Raw genomic sequence first — 17,852 nt, 5'->3', positions numbered from 1 at the left:
TCGACCATGCCGTTAGTCCAGGGATGCTTGACCAGCGTCGTGCGATGTTCAATCTTCTGGTCTTGGCAGAGGTTGACAAACGGATGCACCTTGTCCTTGGGTTTCTTGGCTTCGACCAGCAGGTTGTAGCTGAACTCGATACCGTTGTCGGTCAGGATTTTCACGACCTTGGACGGGTACTGCGCCAGGGTTTGCCGCAGAAACCCGGCGGCGGTCTCCATGCGCTCGCTGCGAGACAGGAGTCGAGTAGTCCCCAGAAGCGATAGGGCTTGGCGTTTTCACGATGCGTTTTTTTGCGTAGTGAAAATGCAAAGCATTCCGACATCGCGTCGAGTCATTGCGTAACCAATGTTTGATACCCCTTGTTGGGTATAAAACGAGGGAAGCAGAGCCTGTCCTGAGCGTAGCCGTGAGGAACGGCTGGGGCAGCCGCAGGCATTGGCGGTCGCGTTAAGTTTTTGCCGCTTGCTTGGGCTGGGATGCCAAAAACAAGCTTTCGCAAAAATAGCGACTCCCTTCCGCTCATCCTGTGGAGTGGAAGCCACAGGTGCAGATTGCTGCGAACCACCGGACAGTTGCCCAACCGTATTCAGGACTATCCTGGGGTCTACACCCAAAAGCAATGCGACGATTGCCATTGCGGCAACCCCCAAGCCGCCGCCAACAAATCCCCTGCGTCCCACGCCCATGCTGCGGCGGTCTTCTATATTGTCACTTTCCCGTCCATCATCCTGGCGCATAACTAATACCTCTTGGTTATTGTTTGGGTTTGACCAAAGTTACATCATAAAAGTATTTTTGGGGTTAGGAAAATAAATCTTGTGGCTTGTACGATTATTGATTTTACAGAGACAGGTTGAGCTTAAGATTGCTGCTTAAGCGCCAATTTCGCTTCATCCCAGTAAGCATCAAGCTCGGAGAGTTGGCAATCTCTCAAGTCGCGGCCTGTTGTTGCGACTTGTTGTTCTATGTACTGAAAACGCCGGGAGAATTTTTTCGTGCTGTGTTTAAGCGCCAGCTCAGGGTTGACCTTCAAATGGCGGGCTAAATTTACAGTGACCAATAGCAGGTCACCAATTTCTTCTTCAATGTGAGTCTGATTACCGGATAGCCAGGCTTCCTTGACCTCATCAAGTTCTTCCTGCACCTTATCGAAAACGGGATCTACGGCTGTCCAGTCAAAGCCGAAGTTGGCTGCCCGATCCTGAATTTTTTCACATTCGAGGAGGGCTGGCAGACTGGCGGCCACCCCAGCCAGGACGCTGGATTGTGCGGGCGTCTTATTTTTTTCCTGGCGTTCGTCCGCCTTGGCTTGTTCCCAGGCCTGATGGCGTTCTTGGTCGCTGGCGTAGACGGCATCAGCAAACACATGAGGATGCCGTCGTACCAGTTTGCCGCAAATCGCTTCAGACACTTCATCAAAGGTGAAGTGTCCGCGTTCAGCAGCAATTTGCGCATGAAAAACGACTTGCAGTAACAGGTCGCCCAGCTCGGAACGCAAGTCTTCCATGTCGTTGCGTTCAATTGCATCAACCACTTCATAAGCTTCTTCGATGACGTAGGGAATAAGGCTGGCAAAATCCTGTTTGACATCCCAGGCGCAACCCTGTTCGGGGTTACGCAAACGCGCCATGATGTCTAGCAGTTGTTGGGTGTTTTTAAGCATCTTGATTTAAGCGCCTTGATTTAAGTATTGGCGCGATAATCAAAATGAAGTCCCGAAGTTTTCAAAATAACGGCGCTGGAAATCGTCCATATCGAAAGCATGGTTCTGGGTACCATTATGTTCAATTTTGATGGCGCCCATTAACGAGGCAATACGCCCAGTCGTATCCCAGTCCGATTCATTCATCAGTCCGTATAAAAGTCCGGCACGATAGGCATCCCCGCAACCGGTAGGATCCAGTATGGCTTTCGGTTTGGCGGCAGGAATGTCGATACAGCGTCCTTTTGTGTAGATTTTTGAGCCTTTTCCGCCCAAGGTGATGATTAAGGCTTCTACCCGCACCGCAATATCTTCAAGCGACAAGCCAGTCCGTTCCTGCATGAGTTCGGATTCATAGTCGTTTAAAGTTAACCAGGTCGCCTGATCCAGGAATTGTAGCAACTCCTCGCCATTAAACATGGGCATGCCTTGGCCGGGATCAAAAATAAAAGGGATGTCCAGTTCCTTGAATTGCTTGGCATGTAATTGCATACCTTCCTTGCCATCGGGCGAGACGATGCCTATCCTGATGTTTCCATCAATGGGTACGGAATTCAAATGCGACGAATTCATCGCCCCCGGATGGAATGCGGTAATCTGGTTGCCTTCTTCATCGGTGGTAATGTAGGCTTGACCGGTATAGCTGCTATCCAGCACCAGAATAAATTCGCTGGACAGACTGTTCTGCCCTAACCATTGTGCATACGGCTCAAAATCATGCCCGACCACCGCCATGATTAACGGCTGCTCACCCAACAATTTCAGGTTGTAGGCAATATTGCCCGCGCAACCGCCATACTCACGGCGCATGACCGGCACCAGAAACGAGACATTCAGGATGTGGACTTTTTCCGGCAGGATGTGGTGTTTGAACTTATCATGAAAGACCATGATGGTGTCATACGCCATAGAACCACAGATTAACGCACTCATTGTATGCCCCGTAAAAGTAAGATAGAACCCCAAGTTATTCCCGCCCATACGAGCGATAGCATCACGGCTGCGGAACCGATGTCTTTGGCCCTGCCTGACAGTTCATGATGTTCAAGGCTAACCCGGTCTACGACCGCCTCGACCGCTGAATTGAGCAGTTCAACCAGCAATACCAGTATCATGCTGCCTACTAAAAGTAGCTTTTCGATGATAGTCTCGCCCAACCACAAGCCCAGTGGTGTGGTCACCAAAAACAGCAGGACTTCCTGCCTGAACGCCGCTTCATGTTGCCAGGTTGCCTTGAATCCGTAATAAGAAAAAACGCAGGCGTTAAGTATACGCCGGATACCTGTTACATTTTGATTAGCCATTGTTGATTACAGTTGTTTTCGATAAAGAATGGATAGGGTGGGGGACGGCTTATTCAACAATCATGCGCTGGTATTCTTCGGCGTCCATCAGTTTGTCCAAGGCGGATAAATTATCTGCCTTGATACAAAAAAGCCAGGTTCCAAAAGCATCGTTATTGACGTGTTCAGGTTCATCAGCGACGGATTCATTGATTGCCACGACTACACCGGAAACCGGGCTGAATAAATCCGATGCTGTCTTAACGGATTCAACGACGGCGCATTGTTCGTTTTCTGACAGCTTACGCCCTAGTTCAGGTAATTCTATAAAAACCAGATCCCCTAATTCTTGTTGGGCAAAATCAGTGATTCCTACCCGAACGATATTATCCTTTTCCAGGCGTACCCATTCATGTGATGGCGCGTATTTTAAATCAGTCGGTAAATTCGTCATTTAAGCTCCCAATGGTGCCAGTTTTTATGCCCTTAATTGACCTTTGAGCAGATTGCAATTTAATTATTCATTGAGTTGGTAAGTAGGCATTATACTTTAAGCATCTCTTATTAACGACCCGTCTGTGACATGCTTTTGTCATACGGCAACAAAATACCGCTAAAAGTGGTTTTGATAATACTGGGCGGTTGCTCCTTAACAACCGTCAGTGCAGATGACGATGAATTAATAAAATCGAAAATGCAACTTATAGGCGGCCTAGCGACCGTGGTTATCGATAGCAAAACCCAAGCCGCATCAGGGCTAATGACCATGTTTGCTAGGCCCGTCCAACATCATGTTCAGTTTGGGGCCATTGGTAAAGCCACCAGTATCCAGCCTTTGCTGGCACTAAGGGAACGCTATCTGGTTACGCAGGCTGAACTTAACGGCGCTAAGGCCAGGCTTAAACAGGCAGGACAGAGCCTTAAAAGTCAGCAGGAATTATTTCGGCATGGCATAGCAGCCAAACGGTCTGTACAGGAGCGGGAAGCGCAGGGATCAGAGGATCAAGCGTTTGTTGATATCGGCAATGCCCGGCTTATGGCTATCGCGAATGAAGCCCGGCTTCTGTGGGGGAAAGCGTTAGCTGAATGGGTGCTGTCCGAAAAGACAAATAAGCTGACGGTGTTTTTATCGGGACGGCAACACCTGCTGCAAATTACTTTGCCCACGAACAAGCAATTGGCAAGCGAAGTTGATAGCATATTTATAGAACCTTATGGAAACCGTGGTAAGGCGCGTCCAGCCGTTTTAATTTCCCGCTCTACTCAGGCCGATCATACTATGCAGGGGGAAAGCTATTTTTTCAGGTCGGCGGTGACGGCCTTAGTATGGGCATGAAGGTATCGGCATGGATACCTCAGCCAACTCAGGGTCAGTCCGGGATCATTGTCCCGGAGTCGGCATTAGTTTGGTATATCGATCAAGTTTATGTTTACATCAAAATTGCCAAAGACACTTTCACCCGGCGACTTATCAAAGAGTTTTTAACTTTCCCTGAAGGGTATTTTATAAAAGATGGTATAAAAGCAGGTGAAGAAATCGTGACAATCGGTGGACAAATGCTGCTATCGGAGGAGTTACGGGGGCAAATACCGGATGAGGATTGATTTTTTCGAATTTGAGAGTTTATTGTTAACAATTGGACTATGTTTACTATTACCAAAGAAGTGTATTTTTGCTACGGGCATCGGTTAATGAATCATCCGGGCAAGTGCCGAAATTTGCATGGGCATAGTGTCAAAGCGGCGATATCCATTGAGCGGCAAACACTGAATGTGCAAGGCATGGTTTGCGATTTTGCCGACATAAAAGAATGTGTTGAAGCCTATATCGACCAGCACCTTGATCATAATTTCCTGCTGCATAAAGATGATCCCCTTATTCCTGCTTTAAGGGAAAACAACGAACGCTTTTGGGCGCTTGATGAACATCCCACTGCGGAAGTTCTCAGTAAGATGATTTTTCGGCATTTGAAGGAGACCGGTTTTAACGTGTCCCAGGTTGTGCTTTGGGAGACTGCCAGCGCTTACGCTTGCTACAGGGAAGGCTGACGTACTATTATGAGTTTTTTAAACCCTATCAATAAGTCCTTATGCTTGGAGCAAGTCTGTGCATCCAATTATCAGAAGATATTCCGGTTAATTCCTGACCTGTGTGCAGTCAAGGACAATGCCATCGGATTGGCCGCCAATAACACGACATTGCATTTGCAAATTATCGAACAGGCCACTTATACATTGACCATAGAATTAAGCCATTGCTTTAGCAAAAAACCGGATGAACTTCTGGAGCCTGCCGTAAGAATCCGAATTTACCTGGATGCTCAATTGGCTGAAGTGCTCAGCGATCATGCTAGGCCGAGCGTAACCCATGTGTTTAAGGATTTCGGATTGTGCCGTGAGATTATGAACTATAAATGGCGGCTCAATTTTTTTCTGCAAAAGTGGCTAGACCATTGCCTAACGAAAGGCTATCAATTCACTATCCAATCGATCCTGGCTAAGGAAATAGCATAAAATCACTTTGTTATAGCGAGCCAGCCAATTCAACTAGGGGCATGGGTTTATGGATTCCATAGCCTTGCGCATAATCTACGCCTATCTCCTTCAGGATTGCGTGGATCTTCATGTTTTCAACGTATTCTGCAATTGTTTCCAGTTCCAGGGAGTGGGCGATTTCATTCATGGAGTTGACCATGACCACGTCTGTCGGGCTGTTGGCGATGTCTTTGATGAAAGAGCCATCAATTTTTAGGTAATCGACATCCAGGCTTTTCAGGTACGAGTAGGAAGAATAGCCCGTACCAAAATCGTCCAAAGAAAATTTACAGCCGAACTGCTTAATTTCCTTAATAAATCGTTTGGTAAAAACCAAGCTGCCTGCGGCTATGGTTTCAGTGACTTCGAAGGTGATTTTTTCTGCCGGTACGCCTAATATCGACAACCGATCCTTGAGGAAGGCCAGGAATTCTTCGGAATTGAGAGATTGCCCGGACAAGTTGATTGCGAAACCACCAATTTTGTCGAAGCTCTCCCGGTTGTCCACGATCCATGCGAACACGCTTTCAACGACCCACCGGTCAATTTCCGGCATTCTTTGGCAGCGTTCAACCGCAGGAATAAAATTGTCAGGTGGGATAATATTGCCAACCTCATCCCTTACACCTAGCAGGATTTCATAATGGGAATGGTCATTTTGTTCCGGGTCTATGGGGGCAATCATCTGGCAGCGGGTAAACAGGCGCTTCTCGGAGAATATCCGGTCGATACGGCCGGCCCATTCATGAATGTCGGTTTGCGTCTTTAGGCTTTCGTCGTTTTCTTGATAAACACGGATGCGGTTATGCCCGGAACGTGTTGCGGAAATAATGGCCGAATCGGCTTTTTGCAGGAGTTCCTCTGTATTGTATACGCCTTCGCTAAAGGGCACCAAACCAATGCTGACACTGATCGTGTAGCTTTTATCATCCCAGACAAAGTTGGCTTTATTGACCAGATCCCGGATATTTTTAGCGGTTTCGTAGCCTTCATCAGAAGAACGGCTTTTCAACAGGATGCCGAAGGTTTTGTCGCCAAGCCGGGCCACTATGCCATTTTTTCCAAGTTCATTGCTGACTGATTGTGCCACCTGTAACAGCAGTTGATCGCCGCCAGTCGAGCCGCAAACATTTGTGATAACCCGAAAATCTTCTATTTCCAGGTAGCCGAGGACGTGCGTGCCGTTTAGATCGGCTATTTGCTCTTTGAGCAGGTTGATGAACCGCTTCCGGTTGGGCAAATTTGTAATCGGATCGTGGGAAACACTATGAACCAACTTTTCCTGCATTTGTTGCAACATGGTGGTCGTAGCCCGATCCATCAAAGGTTCATCGAGATTTTCAATTTGGGTTACGATCCCACTTTGAAGGAATTCTGCAAGTTTATTACGGGTGAGTTCCTGCCTTTTATAGCCGTCTTGATTGATAAAGACATAGACCTCAGGAATCTCACCAATCCATATCAGTTTTAGAGGCTCAAAAGACTCTTTTTCCAGAGAAAAAGTAAACCAATTCCCAGGTTCAAATTGGTCAACTTCAAGATGCCACCTATCTGATATGGATTGATTTGGCGTTTCCTTTGCCTTGGGTTCAATAAAAGCCTTAGTTATGGGTTTTCGGATCCGTGGGTTACCCGTGCCCAATAAGGTGGCCTTTAACTCATCCATGATTTTGCCATGGACAAAGACATTAGTGCAGACGGAACCTAATTGGCCGTTGATAGCTTCCAGCGCCATCTCAATGATGCTGAATTGTTCCTCAGGTAGTTTGTCCAGATCGGAGTACCAGGCCTGCAATTCGTCAAGCGCCTCAAGATTCCGTTGCCGTTTGGTAGCCTCGTCATTTAATTCTGAGATCACCAGGAGGTGTTGCCAACCGGAGTCCAGCAGGGCCTGGATAACGCTGGGTATCGTTTTGCCGGCTATCCGGTTATCTATTTCCTGCTGGATGTTATGCCTGGCCTTCTCGAGCTTTTGTTTGCCTTCGTAGATTTCGATAACCCGGCGGATATTCGCTTCCTTGGATCGGGTGATTTGTGTGGAAATTTCCTTCAGCTCTTCATTGGCCTTTGCGAAGATATCGGGATTGGTAATTGACCCTTGGGCAATTTTGGATACTAACTGATCCAGGACTTGCCTGATCTGGGTATTTTTTACGACCTTGTTTTGAGTGACCGCACTTTCTAAGGAAAACAACTGGTTCAAAAGGTTACGGGCTGGATGGGAGTTCGAATCGAGAAAATTAGGATCCTGAATGGTCAGGGCCATTAAAGGCAATTTGATGCTTTCCAGATAGGATTTAATGCCGGGTGTAAGTGCGACTTCATCCAAAAGCGCTTGAAAAAGCTGGTCACAGACATCCAACTTGGTTTTGTCCGCTGGGGAAAATGATTTAGCGCCAAAATACTCAGATGAAGCCATTGATTCTTCGAGCTGGCTTTGGAGCAGGGCGGATGTGTTTTGAGGCGGTTGTTGAGTGGCTTTAGTCGCTTGTAGCTTTGTCAGGGCAGCTAAAAGTTCATCGGCCGAATACTCAGGGCCGACAATTTGCCCGGATATTTCGTTGCCCGTTGGTTGGCCGAGGACAGCTGCGTCGGTTTGATTTGCAGCCAAACCCTGGTTGATAAGGTTGAACAGTTTGCTTGCAGTTTGGGTAACGGGCTGGCTATGGCTAACGCGTGGGGGCCTAGCTAAAGGATCTAGTGGAGCCGATGCACCAGGAATGTAAGGTGAGTCAGAATAGTGATAGGCATCGTTGTCGAACGTCGGCAACTGGTGTCCCAGTGTAAAAGTATCGGAAAAATCATCTTGTTTAGCGGTCGTTGGGTAATTTTTCTTCCAGACGATATCCTTGGCAATATCGCTGGGCGCACCATGCTCGGCCAAAATGGCATCAAAGGCTTTATACAAGGGCGATAAATGATCGGTTAAGGTAGCCTGAAAAGCCTTATAGAGCGATTTTTTCGTGGCGATGCTGTCTTCAATGCCCGCGACTTCCTTACGAAAACATTCGCACAACCTTTCTGGGTCGATAGGGTTTTTAATTAGATAGCGAGGGAAACACGTTACATAACTGAGTTTGAGTTCCAGTTGGTATAGCTGGCTTTTGTATTGGGTGTTGATTTTTCTGACTAAAGTGGAAAAATTTAGCCAATCTTCGAAAGCTTCTTTTTCAACCAGAGTAAGGGTGGAATTGGGATTGTCAGATCCGTTTGTTTGTTCGTCCTTATTGCCAGTAAAATCAACCTCAGCGGTCACTGCGCGGCAAAAATCGGCAATGAGCGAGTCTTTATTCAACCTCAAGACCGAGATTAAATTAGATTGCGCGGCTACGTCTTTGAAATTTTCGGCATATTCCGGATTTTTTTCAAATACATCTTCGGCATCTTCGAAAAATTCGCGCATGAACACAGGCAGGTTTTTGTTCAGCATGTCCTTGAATGCGTTTTTGAATTTTTCCTGATTGGATGAAGTCAGAAAAAATCTGGGATCTTTGGAATAGGCTGCAATGGAACCCACATTGGTCGGTTTTGTCAATGCGTTGAACATGGGGTCAGAAATATTATCGAAAGCCACACCGATGCCATCATCCGCCACTCGTGCGACTTGAGCGTCGATTTGGAAATATTCTTTCCCCAAGCCGGTATGTGCAGAAAAATAAATCTTGGCGTTTTTGCCCTTCTGCAAGCCTATTGCAGAGGGTTGTTTTAGTTTCAAAAACAGTCCTTGTTCACAAAAGTCAAGGATTGCACATTGGATCGAGGCGGTTTCCCCAATGGCTAGCACCGCTTCAACGTTTGTTTCGTGACGTTTATGGCGGCGTTTTTCTGTGATTTTATTGGGAGTTGGCATAAGGTCGTGCGATAGCTGCTACACGCATAATTAACTATATTGATTGTATCTTAAGTCTAGACGGAAAAATAAAAATTTGTAAATTCGCTGTGGGAGAACAAAAGCAAACTTTTGTTCAAATCCACTGCAAGAATTTACTGAAAAAACTCAAAAGTCAGAATCAGGAACAGTGCTTGAGAAATACTTTTTCAGGAAATTGCATGGTCATGCAATGCAGGCTGCCATATTGATGGACTAATGGCCGGCACGGTGTAGAGATAATTTTATGGTTAGCAAAACAGCCCGCTAGACGTTCTATGGCGACATTATCCATTGGGTCATCATAAACAGGAACAAGTACCGCATGGTTGATAATAAGAAAATTAGCGTAATTGGCCGGTAAACGTTGCCCTTCTTCGTCATATATCGGTTTTGGCAACGGCAGGTCAACCAACTGGTAGCGCTCTTTAGATGGTGTACGAAACGCCTGTAGTTGGGCTTCCATGCGTTTTAGGCTGTGGTAGTGCCGGTCATGAGCGTCCTCGCAACTGGTGTAGGCAATGGTAGTTGCCGAGCAGAAACGCGCCAGCGTGTCTATATGCGCATCGGTATCGTCACCGGCCAAGTTGTCCTGGTCTAGCCACAGTACGCGTTTAGCGCCTAAATGCACTAATAATTGCTGCTCAATATCATATTGGGTAAGGCCTTTGTTCCTGTTGGGATTTAGCAGGCATTGCTTGGTCGTCAAAAGGGTATCCATACCGTCGCTTTCGACGCTGCCGCCTTCCAGGATAAAGTCGATATCTTTGTGGCTGGCATCCTGGAATGGGCTATGCGGCAACAATTTATGGTTAAGCGCATTATCTTCATGATGCGGATATTTGTTGCCCCAGCCGTTGAAGCGAAAGTTAAGCAGTTGCGGCTGGTCGTCGATTTCCACAGTGAGAAATACGGTGTCCCTTACCCATATATCGTTAACGGTGGCTTGTATGTAATCAATGTTGTGGTCGCTAATCAGCAAGGATTTGATGTGTTGTTGATGGCTGTCATCGTGGCAAACGATAATCACAGATTGATATTGGGTAATCGTTTTGGCGATGAAAGCGTAGGTTTCTTCGACCGATTCAAGGCGGCCAGTGAAGTCCCCTGTCCTATGCGGCCATGCGATCAATACCGCAGATTGTTTTTCCCATTCGGCTGGAAAGCGGATCATTGGCGTTTGTTTCCTGTAGTCAACATTTCTCTGGCATGGGTGCGGGTGTTTTCGGTAATGATAATGCCGCCTAGCATTCGAGCTATTTCTTCAACGCGTTCTTCGTTATTAAGCAAGCGCACAGAAGACGAAGTGACATCGGTTTTATTATTTTTTTCCACATAAAGATGGGAATGGGCTTGCGCCGCGACTTGCGGCAAATGCGTCACGCAAATCACTTGTCGGCCTAGTCCGAGGTTACGCAGTTTTTGCCCGACAATTTCGGCGATGCCGCCGCCGATTCCAGAATCAACTTCATCAAAAATCATGGTCGGTGTGGTGTTATCGTTGGAGGTGGTGACCTGAATCGCCAGGCTGATCCGGGACAACTCGCCGCCGGAGGCGACTTTAGCCAAGGGCTTGGCAGGTAAGCCCGGATTGGCACAGACTAAAAATTCAATCTTGTCTTTGCCGTTAAGTTTGGGGTTAGTGTCCTCCAATGTTGAACAATCGACCAGGAATTCCCCTTGCGGCATCCCCAGTTCTTTAATCATGGCCGAAATCTGTTGCTGGAGTTTCTTTGCCTGTTGATGGCGGATTAATGTGAGTTCAGAAGCATGTTTTTGATACTGCTTGAGTAATTGCTCTGTTTGCAGGGTAAGGGTTGCCATGCGCTCGCCGCTGTGGGTGAGCCCATCCAGTTCACGCTCAAGATTTTCCGCCAGCTCAGGCAATTCTTCCGGGGCTACGTGATGTTTACGGCTAAATTTTTGGATTACGCCGATCTGGTTTTCCAGGCTCGCCATGCGTTGCGGATCGGCTTCCTGCGCTTTGATGAACCGGCGCAATTGCAGGGCGGCTTCTTCCGTTTGGATTTGCGCTTCTGAAAGCATGGCAGAGATCTCGTTTAATTCAGGCGCAAACCGGGCAATTTGGGTAATTTCACTGACACTCTGGCTGAGCAACTGGTTAACGGAAAGCTGGTCGTTCTCATACAAGCTGTCAACCTGCCGTTGCCCGATGGCGAGTATGTTTTCCAGATTAGCCAATTTACTGTGTTCTTCCGATAGCGCCGTGTAGTTATAATTGTGCAAATCAAGATGTTGCAATTCTTCAATCTGATAACGCAAGAATTCTTCCCGTTGCAATTGGTCGGCACTGGCCTTAGTCAGGTTTTCCAGTTCTTTATGGGCCTTATGCCATTGCCGGTAGCAATCATTTATTTTATCCAGTAATGGCTGGTTTTTAGCAAACGTGTCCAATAAACGACGTTGCTCGTCACTATTCAGCAAGGTCAAGTGAGCGTGTTGACCGTGAATTTGCACCAGTTTCTCACTGAGTTCCTGCAACATTTGCAGGGTAACCGGACGGTTATTGATAGTGGCTTTTGATCGGCCATCGTCCGAGACAACACGCCTGATCAGGCAGTGCTGACCATCATCCAGGTCATGGTCTTTTAGCCACTGTTGTGCCTGGTGTATGTCCGTCAAATCAAATTCCAGGTTGATCTCGGCACGTTTGCAATCGGGACGCACATAGCCTGAATCTGCCCGGTCGCCCAAGGCCAAACCCAATGCAGTCAGCAAAATAGATTTACCGGCCCCGGTTTCACCAGTCAGGACTGACATGCCTTTAGTAAGGTCTAGGTCTAGTGATTTGACCACAGCCAAGTCAATAATGTTAAGGTTTAATAACATCTTGATGTGTGGGATAGCCGCCGCTCCAGTTCAGTTTAGTCCTGAGTATCTGAAAAAAATCATGGCCTTCCGGGTGCAGGATGCGGACGGGTTTAGGATATTTTTTAATCAAAATTTTATCGCTAATCAATACGTCCGGGATTTCGATGTGATCGCAAGTCACTAAGGCATTGATCTGCTTGGTTTGGCAAAAACTGATTTCGATTTCGGCAGAATCATCAATCACGATAGGGCGGTTGGATAAGGTATGCGGGTTAAGCGGCACCAGTACCAGGGCATTCAGCGTAGGATGCAATATCGGGCCACCAGCCGATAGGGAATAAGCTGTCGAGCCGGTCGGCGTGGACACGATAAGGCCATCGGAACGCTGCGAATTTAAAAAGACATTGTCGATTTTGGTGACGATTTCAATCATGCTAGGCGTAACCCAGCGATGGATAGCCACCTCGTTTACCGCCGTTTCTTCATGAATGACCTGCTTACCCCGAATAACTTTGGTATGCAAAAGGCTACGTTTTTCCTCGACATATTGTCCTTGCAACATGCGATGCAATTTGTCAGGGAGTTCACTGGGGGAGATGTCCACCAGAAAGCCTAGCCGTCCCAGATTGATACCGATCACCGGCACATCATGGTCGGCAGTCACCCGGGCAGCAGACAGGAACGTGCCGTCACCGCCCACTGCGATCACCAGGTCGCAGCGTTGGCCCAGTTGCTCTGCTGGACAGGAAGCGACTGATTTATCACCAATATACCCAGCGCTTTCTGTAGCTATAATGACGGTGTAATGCAGCTTTAAATAACCGTATAGGACAGACAGCGTGTTGGCAATGCCGGGATCGCTCGGCTTACCCAGTATGCCTATGGTATTAAAAGGGGTCTGCATGGCTTGATATAACAACCGGAAAATTGCCCGATTATACAAAAAACTGGGCTAGGCATTCGGTTTTATTCGTTAGTGGTAACGTTGGCCAAAAGTCACGCTTGTATCTAAGGGCGTGTTTTAAAAGCTACTGCTCGTCCCGATTGCCGCGTCGTGCGGTGCCCGAAATCACCATGTACACTCCGTTTCTGCGCTCTGGGTTCCTAGCGCTCAGGCCGCTCGTGGCGCTTTAAAACACGTTCAGAATTCAGGCGCAAGTCAGTGTGAGGCTGTTGCTCCTTTGGTTACATTCTTTGGGCGCGTAGAACACAAGCTGCTAGGCTCCAGGCACATTAGCTTGGCAGCGTGTAATCCTTGAAAAGGCGCTTACCGGATTTCCACTTCCACACGCCGGTTACGAGGTTCATCGACATTGTCGGCAGTGGGGATAGCCGGATCGTTTTCGCCATAATAGCGAATATCCATGCACTGATTAGCAACGCCGTCGTTGGTTAAAGCCTTGGCGACAGTTTCGGCACGCTGCATGGAAATACCTTTGTTGGCGCTATTATCGCCGACGCGGTCACTGTGCCCGATCACGCTCATGTCGCAGGATTTCCGTGCTTCGATTGCTGCCTTGGCTTTGGCGAGTTCTGCATTGGCTTCAGCGAGTAGATCAGCGCTATCCATTGAAAAATAAAAACGGAAACGTTCTGGAGGTATCGGCTCATTGGTCAAGGTCTTGGCAAACATGTCGCGGATCTTGTCATCGCTTAACTGTACAGCTTGGGTGGGTGCTTGTTCCGCTTTAGTTGCCTCTGAGCTTTCATTGGCCTTGGTCAACAGCGTCGATCCACCTTCAGTCGTAAGCTCAACTTGTCCAACCTTACCGCCCGCATCGGGTACCAAAACGACGGTCGTACCCGAACACGCCGCCAAAAAACAGACGGCTAACACTAAAAATAGTTTCCTAATGATCATAATAGGCTCCACAAATCGAGTTGGATTAAAACGCAGTTATTCCACTTCAATCAAGATTTTTGTCCCGCGCAAACCCAGCGTTGCAGTTGGGGTTTTAAATTGCACAGACCCCGGGGAAATCCTGCCGATGGCACCTGACACAAAGGCAACCGAACCTTTGAGTACCCGTGATAAAAAGGAAACTTTATGCTCGGAGGGCTTAAACAAGAAGTCTTCAACAATTAATCTGCCCTCGGGGCCAAGGGTCAGTACGGCACCATCGTTAAAGATAATGCCAACGGCTCCACCGGAGTCAGTAACAATCGTGTCACCTTCAAAGATTTCCGCGCCTATTTCCAGATTTATTTCAGTCCCTTGTCGAATAACCGTAGCGACAGGCTGATATGTTTTCACCAAGCCTATACGGTCAGTCGCCATCGAGATTGGAGAAAACAGGAACAGGACACCTATTAAAATGAAATGGATGGTGGACTGGGTAAGATAATTTTTATCCCATAGAATCATAATAACACCCTGTGTAAGTGCGGATTCGGTGAAACTTGGCTTCGGCCAGTATAGGCTAAAATTTATGTTAAAGTTATAGAAAATGAGCATCAATATGATCTGTTTAGGTCGATTCGGCCTTTAACGTGATCCATTCAACGGCAACGCCCCAAACATCAGGGTTTGATGGTATATCAGGTCTAGCGGTATCCCTATTCCCTAACTGGCTTTTTTTCCAGTTTTCTTTGCAATGTTCGCCTGTGCATGTTCAGCGCCCTGGCCGCTGCCGAAATATTGCCGTCATGATGCAATAATACTTTTTGCAAGTGCTCCCATTCCAACCGCTTTGCTGACGGGGGATTCTTGTTAATGGAAACCCCCGGATCGCCTTCATTTTTGCTGAGTGCCTTTACGATTTCATCGGCATTGGTGGGCTTGGTCAAGTAATGGATTGCACCTAGCTTAATGGCTTCAACAGCGGTGGCAATACTGGCAAAGCCGGTCAACATCACACAAGCGGTATTGGCATCCAGCGAAATCAGCTTTTTTACGAGTTCCAGGCCGGAATCAAGGCCTATCCGTAAATCGATGACCGCATATTCCGGCAAATACTGTTCCGCCAGTGCCAGGCCTTTTTCGAGATTATAGGCAACCAATACTTCAAAACCCCGTCTTTCCAATGCGGCTTTCAGCACTTTACAGAAAACCTTATCATCGTCTACCAGAAGTAGAACGGGTTGGTCCAACTCCTCAGAGGCCACCATCGTTCTCCGTGTCCATCAATAACGGTAAGCTAATTTCGACACAGGCTCCACCCGTTTCCAGATTGTTGAGATCGATTTTACCGCCCAAGCGATGGATTGTGGAATACGCCAGGAATAAACCCACGCCTAAGCCTTTATTTTTGCTGGTTACTGGCTGTTTGCCTACAAATTTAACTATTTCAGCCGGAAAACCTGGGCCAAAGTCCCTAATTTTGAGCGATAATTCATTCATATTCCACCACGCATGAAATTCAATTCCGCGTTCAGGATCAGAAGCCTCAACTGCGTTATTTAAAATATTAATCAGTGCATGGGTCAATGTGCGTTCTGCGATTATTTTGGCATCAACCGCAACCGTAACATCAGGATCGATAATAAGTTGTAATTTTGTTGTCGGTTTGTGGCTACGCCATTGATAAAGCACGCTGTCAATGTAATCGGTTAACAGCATGACTTTACCGGATTCAGCACGCATTTCTCCGGCAGAGGCGGACATCATTGACAACGCTTCCTTGCACCGGTTAATCTGGTTTTGCAGAATCTGCATTTTTTCATTGAATTCCGGGAAATGACGAACCGGATAATCCTGTATCAACTCATGAACGACAATCGCGATGGTTCCCAGAGGGGTTCCCATATCGTGGGCTGCGCTGGCAGCGAGCGTGCCTAGTGCCACAACTCGCTCGTCCCTGAGTGCATTTTCACGGGCTTCGGCAAGGCTGCGTTCCCTATTTTTGAGCGTTTTTGCCAATTCAGCCACAAAAAATGCCACCAGCCCTGCACTAAACACAAAACCAAACCACATGCCAAACATGTGCAAGTTATAGTAATGATTATCACTGATCGCGTGCGCCTTCTGCAACATTTCAAAGTTCGCCGTATTGGGGCTGGGGTGCAACAAGCCCGGATCGGGCATGTGCGGCTCTATGGAAGGCAATGGCACGTTAAACGCAATCAGCATCGAATACATGGAGGTGGTTAAAATCACCATATACCAGGCATAATCTTGGGGTAGCATGATCGCCGTGATAATCAAGGGCAACAAAAAAACCCAGGCGATCGGGTTGGACGCGCCCCCCGTCAGATAAAGCAGCGCGGCAATAGAAAAGACATCGATGCAAATCTGCGAAAAAACCTCCAGTTCGGTCACCGGATCGTCGGTTTGCAGGCGCATCGAGGTGTATGCATTAAACGCGATTATAGCGACAATAACCAGCCACAACTGTTGCTCAGGTATTTGGATATTAAGCCCATAGACAAACATCACAACCAAAAAACCTTCGCCCAGGATCATCATATTTCTCAGAATGAACAGCCACTTTAGGTTTTGTAGGGCAGAAATTTCAGATTTTGGTAGTACGTGTGAAAGCATGTTATTAAGATTCAGTAATAGCTGAGCGGGAAATTGATAATCGCTATTTGTACATGGATGCCGACTGCTTTCAACGTTGAGCCTCCTCAATCGGTCTATTTTAAACAAGCAAAACCCTTTGGTTTTTGCCTCTTATGGGAATCTACGGTCTAGCAAAACATCGAAAAAATCCCATCTGTTTTTATTTTTTGTCCGTTTAATTCGCCAATTAATTAAAAGTAATCATATTAATCAATATATTACATAAGTTTTATAAGGTTAACAAATAGCTCCAAGGGTGCGACAATTTGCCGCATTCCCAATTGTTTGTGTCGTTGCTATCATAGCGATAACTTTTAGGGTTCTTTACCGAACCACGATAGCTGAAAGTTGCGTTATATCCTTCCTAATTTAGTTAAGGCGGTTTTTGTAACCGCCTTTTTTTTGTCCCCGTTATCTCTTGGCTCAAGCTCAATAACAAGTCACTCCTAACCCGCCAAGACCGCAGTAGCCCTGAGGATTTTTGGCAAGGTATTGCTGATGGTAATCCTCAGCATAATAAAATTCCTTAGCAGGTATTATTTCGCTGGTTATCAGGTCAAAGCCTGATCCTGTCAGGCGTTGTTGGTAATGACCCCTGGACTTTACGGCCTCATCCCATTGCTCTTGGCTGTAGGTATAGATACCGGAACGGTACTGAGTGCCTGTATCATTGCCTTGTCTCATCCCCTGGGTTGGATTGTGGGATTGCCAAAATAATGTCAATAATTCGCCGTAAGTAATTAAGGACGGATCGTAAATCACCCTGACCGCTTCATTATGCCCGGTTAACCCGGTACAAACTTCCTCATAAGTCGGATTGGGCGTGAAGCCACCACTATAGCCAACAGCCGTGCTGAACAAGTTGGGATATTGCCAGAATTTTCGTTCCGCGCCCCAAAAACAGCCTAATCCAAATAGGGCTAGTTCCATATCATCTGGAAATGGGGGCGCTATGGGGTGACCCGTGACAAAGTGTTTATTGGTGATTGACATAGCCGTATCGCGCCCTGGCAAGGCATCGTTAGGGTCAGGAAGGATCAGTTTTTTGTTTGAGAAAATCATACTTAATGAGGTGCTCGGACAATGCTCTGAGGAAGCCTACTATAATTCTGGATTATAATAAAGCGC

The 17,852-nt window shown here is 47.1% G+C and carries 18 protein-coding genes and 1 pseudogene; 4 read left to right on the top strand and 15 right to left on the bottom strand.

All coding sequences use genetic code 11. The features are described from left to right. From ACLQ6D_RS12760 to gcvH, 6 genes and pseudogenes are all read right to left on the bottom strand, one after another. Positions 1-221 (bottom strand): annotated as a pseudogene (locus ACLQ6D_RS12760) (IS481 family transposase); the annotation flags it as partial. 57 nt (positions 222-278) lie between these two features. Further along, positions 279-740, bottom strand: coding sequence for a neutral zinc metallopeptidase (locus ACLQ6D_RS12755; protein WP_411727687.1), 462 nt, complete (start codon positions 738-740; stop codon positions 279-281). A 122-nt stretch (positions 741-862) separates the two neighbouring features. Continuing rightward, positions 863-1,666: a nucleoside triphosphate pyrophosphohydrolase gene (mazG, locus tag ACLQ6D_RS12750; protein ID WP_411727685.1), complete on the bottom strand. Its 804-nt coding sequence runs from the start codon at positions 1,664-1,666 to the stop codon at positions 863-865. Between the two features lie 39 nt (positions 1,667-1,705). Continuing rightward, complete coding sequence (locus tag ACLQ6D_RS12745) at positions 1,706-2,638, bottom strand: carbohydrate kinase family protein (RefSeq protein WP_411727684.1); 933 nt, start codon at positions 2,636-2,638, stop codon at positions 1,706-1,708. Then, positions 2,635-3,009, bottom strand: a complete 375-nt coding sequence (locus ACLQ6D_RS12740) for a diacylglycerol kinase (RefSeq protein ID WP_411727683.1) — start codon at positions 3,007-3,009, stop codon at positions 2,635-2,637. The genes ACLQ6D_RS12745 and ACLQ6D_RS12740 overlap by 4 nt, the downstream gene beginning before the upstream one ends. A 49-nt stretch (positions 3,010-3,058) precedes the next feature. Further along, complete coding sequence (gene gcvH, locus ACLQ6D_RS12735) at positions 3,059-3,442, bottom strand: glycine cleavage system protein GcvH (RefSeq protein ID WP_411727681.1); 384 nt, start codon at positions 3,440-3,442, stop codon at positions 3,059-3,061. A 129-nt stretch (positions 3,443-3,571) separates the two neighbouring features. Between gcvH and ACLQ6D_RS12730 the strand changes: the two genes are divergently transcribed. The 4 genes from ACLQ6D_RS12730 to ACLQ6D_RS12715 are packed head-to-tail and all read left to right on the top strand — an operon-like array spanning position 3,572 to position 5,502. Continuing rightward, positions 3,572-4,324 (top strand): hypothetical protein, encoded by a 753-nt coding sequence (locus ACLQ6D_RS12730; protein ID WP_411727679.1) that lies wholly within the window; start codon positions 3,572-3,574, stop codon positions 4,322-4,324. Next, on the top strand, positions 4,321-4,593 hold the full coding sequence (locus ACLQ6D_RS12725; RefSeq protein ID WP_411727678.1) for a hypothetical protein: 273 nt from the start codon (positions 4,321-4,323) through the stop codon (positions 4,591-4,593). Before ACLQ6D_RS12730 ends, ACLQ6D_RS12725 begins: the two co-directional genes overlap by 4 nt. Positions 4,594-4,632: 39 nt before the next feature. Continuing rightward, positions 4,633-5,037, top strand: a complete 405-nt coding sequence (locus tag ACLQ6D_RS12720; RefSeq protein ID WP_411727676.1) for a 6-pyruvoyl trahydropterin synthase family protein — start codon at positions 4,633-4,635, stop codon at positions 5,035-5,037. Positions 5,038-5,046: 9 nt separating this feature from the next. After that, complete coding sequence (locus tag ACLQ6D_RS12715; protein ID WP_411727675.1) at positions 5,047-5,502, top strand: DUF1249 domain-containing protein; 456 nt, start codon at positions 5,047-5,049, stop codon at positions 5,500-5,502. A gap of 10 nt (positions 5,503-5,512) precedes the next feature. Here ACLQ6D_RS12715 and ACLQ6D_RS12710 read toward each other — a convergent pair whose 3' ends face one another. From ACLQ6D_RS12710 to msrA, 9 genes are all read right to left on the bottom strand, one after another. Continuing rightward, positions 5,513-9,373: a DUF1631 family protein gene (locus tag ACLQ6D_RS12710; protein ID WP_411727674.1), complete on the bottom strand. Its 3,861-nt coding sequence runs from the start codon at positions 9,371-9,373 to the stop codon at positions 5,513-5,515. Between the two features lie 160 nt (positions 9,374-9,533). Then, complete coding sequence (locus ACLQ6D_RS12705; protein ID WP_411727673.1) at positions 9,534-10,565, bottom strand: agmatine/peptidylarginine deiminase; 1,032 nt, start codon at positions 10,563-10,565, stop codon at positions 9,534-9,536. Next, the gene (gene recN / locus ACLQ6D_RS12700) at positions 10,562-12,241 is read right to left on the bottom strand and encodes a DNA repair protein RecN (RefSeq protein WP_411727672.1); all 1,680 of its coding nucleotides are present in this window, start codon (positions 12,239-12,241) and stop codon (positions 10,562-10,564) included. Before recN ends, ACLQ6D_RS12705 begins: the two co-directional genes overlap by 4 nt. Continuing rightward, positions 12,225-13,127, bottom strand: a complete 903-nt coding sequence (locus ACLQ6D_RS12695) for an NAD(+) kinase (RefSeq protein ID WP_411727671.1) — start codon at positions 13,125-13,127, stop codon at positions 12,225-12,227. Before ACLQ6D_RS12695 ends, recN begins: the two co-directional genes overlap by 17 nt. A 363-nt stretch (positions 13,128-13,490) precedes the next feature. After that, entirely contained in the window at positions 13,491-14,084 is a 594-nt protein-coding gene (locus ACLQ6D_RS12690) for an OmpA family protein (RefSeq protein WP_411727670.1), read from the bottom strand. Between the two features lie 36 nt (positions 14,085-14,120). Next, a complete protein-coding gene (locus tag ACLQ6D_RS12685; protein WP_411727669.1) occupies positions 14,121-14,588 on the bottom strand; it encodes a FecR domain-containing protein in 468 nt (155 codons plus the stop codon). A 191-nt stretch (positions 14,589-14,779) separates the two neighbouring features. After that, a complete protein-coding gene (locus ACLQ6D_RS12680; RefSeq protein WP_411727668.1) occupies positions 14,780-15,331 on the bottom strand; it encodes a response regulator transcription factor in 552 nt (183 codons plus the stop codon). After that, the gene (locus tag ACLQ6D_RS12675) at positions 15,318-16,703 is read right to left on the bottom strand and encodes an ATP-binding protein (RefSeq protein ID WP_411727667.1); all 1,386 of its coding nucleotides are present in this window, start codon (positions 16,701-16,703) and stop codon (positions 15,318-15,320) included. The genes ACLQ6D_RS12680 and ACLQ6D_RS12675 overlap by 14 nt, the downstream gene beginning before the upstream one ends. Before the next feature lie 450 nt (positions 16,704-17,153). After that, the gene (gene msrA, locus ACLQ6D_RS12670) at positions 17,154-17,786 is read right to left on the bottom strand and encodes a peptide-methionine (S)-S-oxide reductase MsrA (protein WP_411727666.1); all 633 of its coding nucleotides are present in this window, start codon (positions 17,784-17,786) and stop codon (positions 17,154-17,156) included. Between the last annotated feature and the right edge of the window lie 66 nt (positions 17,787-17,852).

Origin of the sequence: Methyloglobulus sp. (assembly GCF_046714055.1) — a bacterium.
In the GTDB taxonomy this organism is placed as follows: Bacteria; Pseudomonadota; Gammaproteobacteria; order Methylococcales; family Methylomonadaceae; genus Methyloglobulus.
The sequence above is the reverse complement of the archived record's forward strand: the minus strand, read 5'-3'. Positions and strand labels throughout refer to the sequence as shown.

Bases quoted from the DNA above. Each gene is read 5' to 3' on its own strand.
- ACLQ6D_RS12755 (WP_411727687.1), bottom strand. From the start codon at position 740: ATGCGCCAGGATGATGGACGGGAAAGTGACAATATAGAAGACCGCCGC.
- mazG (WP_411727685.1), bottom strand. From the start codon at position 1,666: ATGCTTAAAAACACCCAACAACTGCTAGACATCATGGCGCGTTTGCGT.
- ACLQ6D_RS12745 (WP_411727684.1), bottom strand. From the start codon at position 2,638: ATGAGTGCGTTAATCTGTGGTTCTATGGCGTATGACACCATCATGGTC.
- ACLQ6D_RS12740 (WP_411727683.1), bottom strand. From the start codon at position 3,009: ATGGCTAATCAAAATGTAACAGGTATCCGGCGTATACTTAACGCCTGC.
- gcvH (WP_411727681.1), bottom strand. From the start codon at position 3,442: ATGACGAATTTACCGACTGATTTAAAATACGCGCCATCACATGAATGG.
- ACLQ6D_RS12730 (WP_411727679.1), top strand. From the start codon at position 3,572: ATGCTTTTGTCATACGGCAACAAAATACCGCTAAAAGTGGTTTTGATA.
- ACLQ6D_RS12725 (WP_411727678.1), top strand. From the start codon at position 4,321: ATGAAGGTATCGGCATGGATACCTCAGCCAACTCAGGGTCAGTCCGGG.
- ACLQ6D_RS12720 (WP_411727676.1), top strand. From the start codon at position 4,633: ATGTTTACTATTACCAAAGAAGTGTATTTTTGCTACGGGCATCGGTTA.
- ACLQ6D_RS12715 (WP_411727675.1), top strand. From the start codon at position 5,047: ATGAGTTTTTTAAACCCTATCAATAAGTCCTTATGCTTGGAGCAAGTC.
- ACLQ6D_RS12710 (WP_411727674.1), bottom strand. From the start codon at position 9,373: ATGCCAACTCCCAATAAAATCACAGAAAAACGCCGCCATAAACGTCAC.
- ACLQ6D_RS12705 (WP_411727673.1), bottom strand. From the start codon at position 10,565: ATGATCCGCTTTCCAGCCGAATGGGAAAAACAATCTGCGGTATTGATC.
- recN (WP_411727672.1), bottom strand. From the start codon at position 12,241: ATGTTATTAAACCTTAACATTATTGACTTGGCTGTGGTCAAATCACTA.
- ACLQ6D_RS12695 (WP_411727671.1), bottom strand. From the start codon at position 13,127: ATGCAGACCCCTTTTAATACCATAGGCATACTGGGTAAGCCGAGCGAT.
- ACLQ6D_RS12690 (WP_411727670.1), bottom strand. From the start codon at position 14,084: ATGATCATTAGGAAACTATTTTTAGTGTTAGCCGTCTGTTTTTTGGCG.
- ACLQ6D_RS12685 (WP_411727669.1), bottom strand. From the start codon at position 14,588: ATGATTCTATGGGATAAAAATTATCTTACCCAGTCCACCATCCATTTC.
- ACLQ6D_RS12680 (WP_411727668.1), bottom strand. From the start codon at position 15,331: ATGGTGGCCTCTGAGGAGTTGGACCAACCCGTTCTACTTCTGGTAGAC.
- ACLQ6D_RS12675 (WP_411727667.1), bottom strand. From the start codon at position 16,703: ATGCTTTCACACGTACTACCAAAATCTGAAATTTCTGCCCTACAAAAC.
- msrA (WP_411727666.1), bottom strand. From the start codon at position 17,786: ATGATTTTCTCAAACAAAAAACTGATCCTTCCTGACCCTAACGATGCC.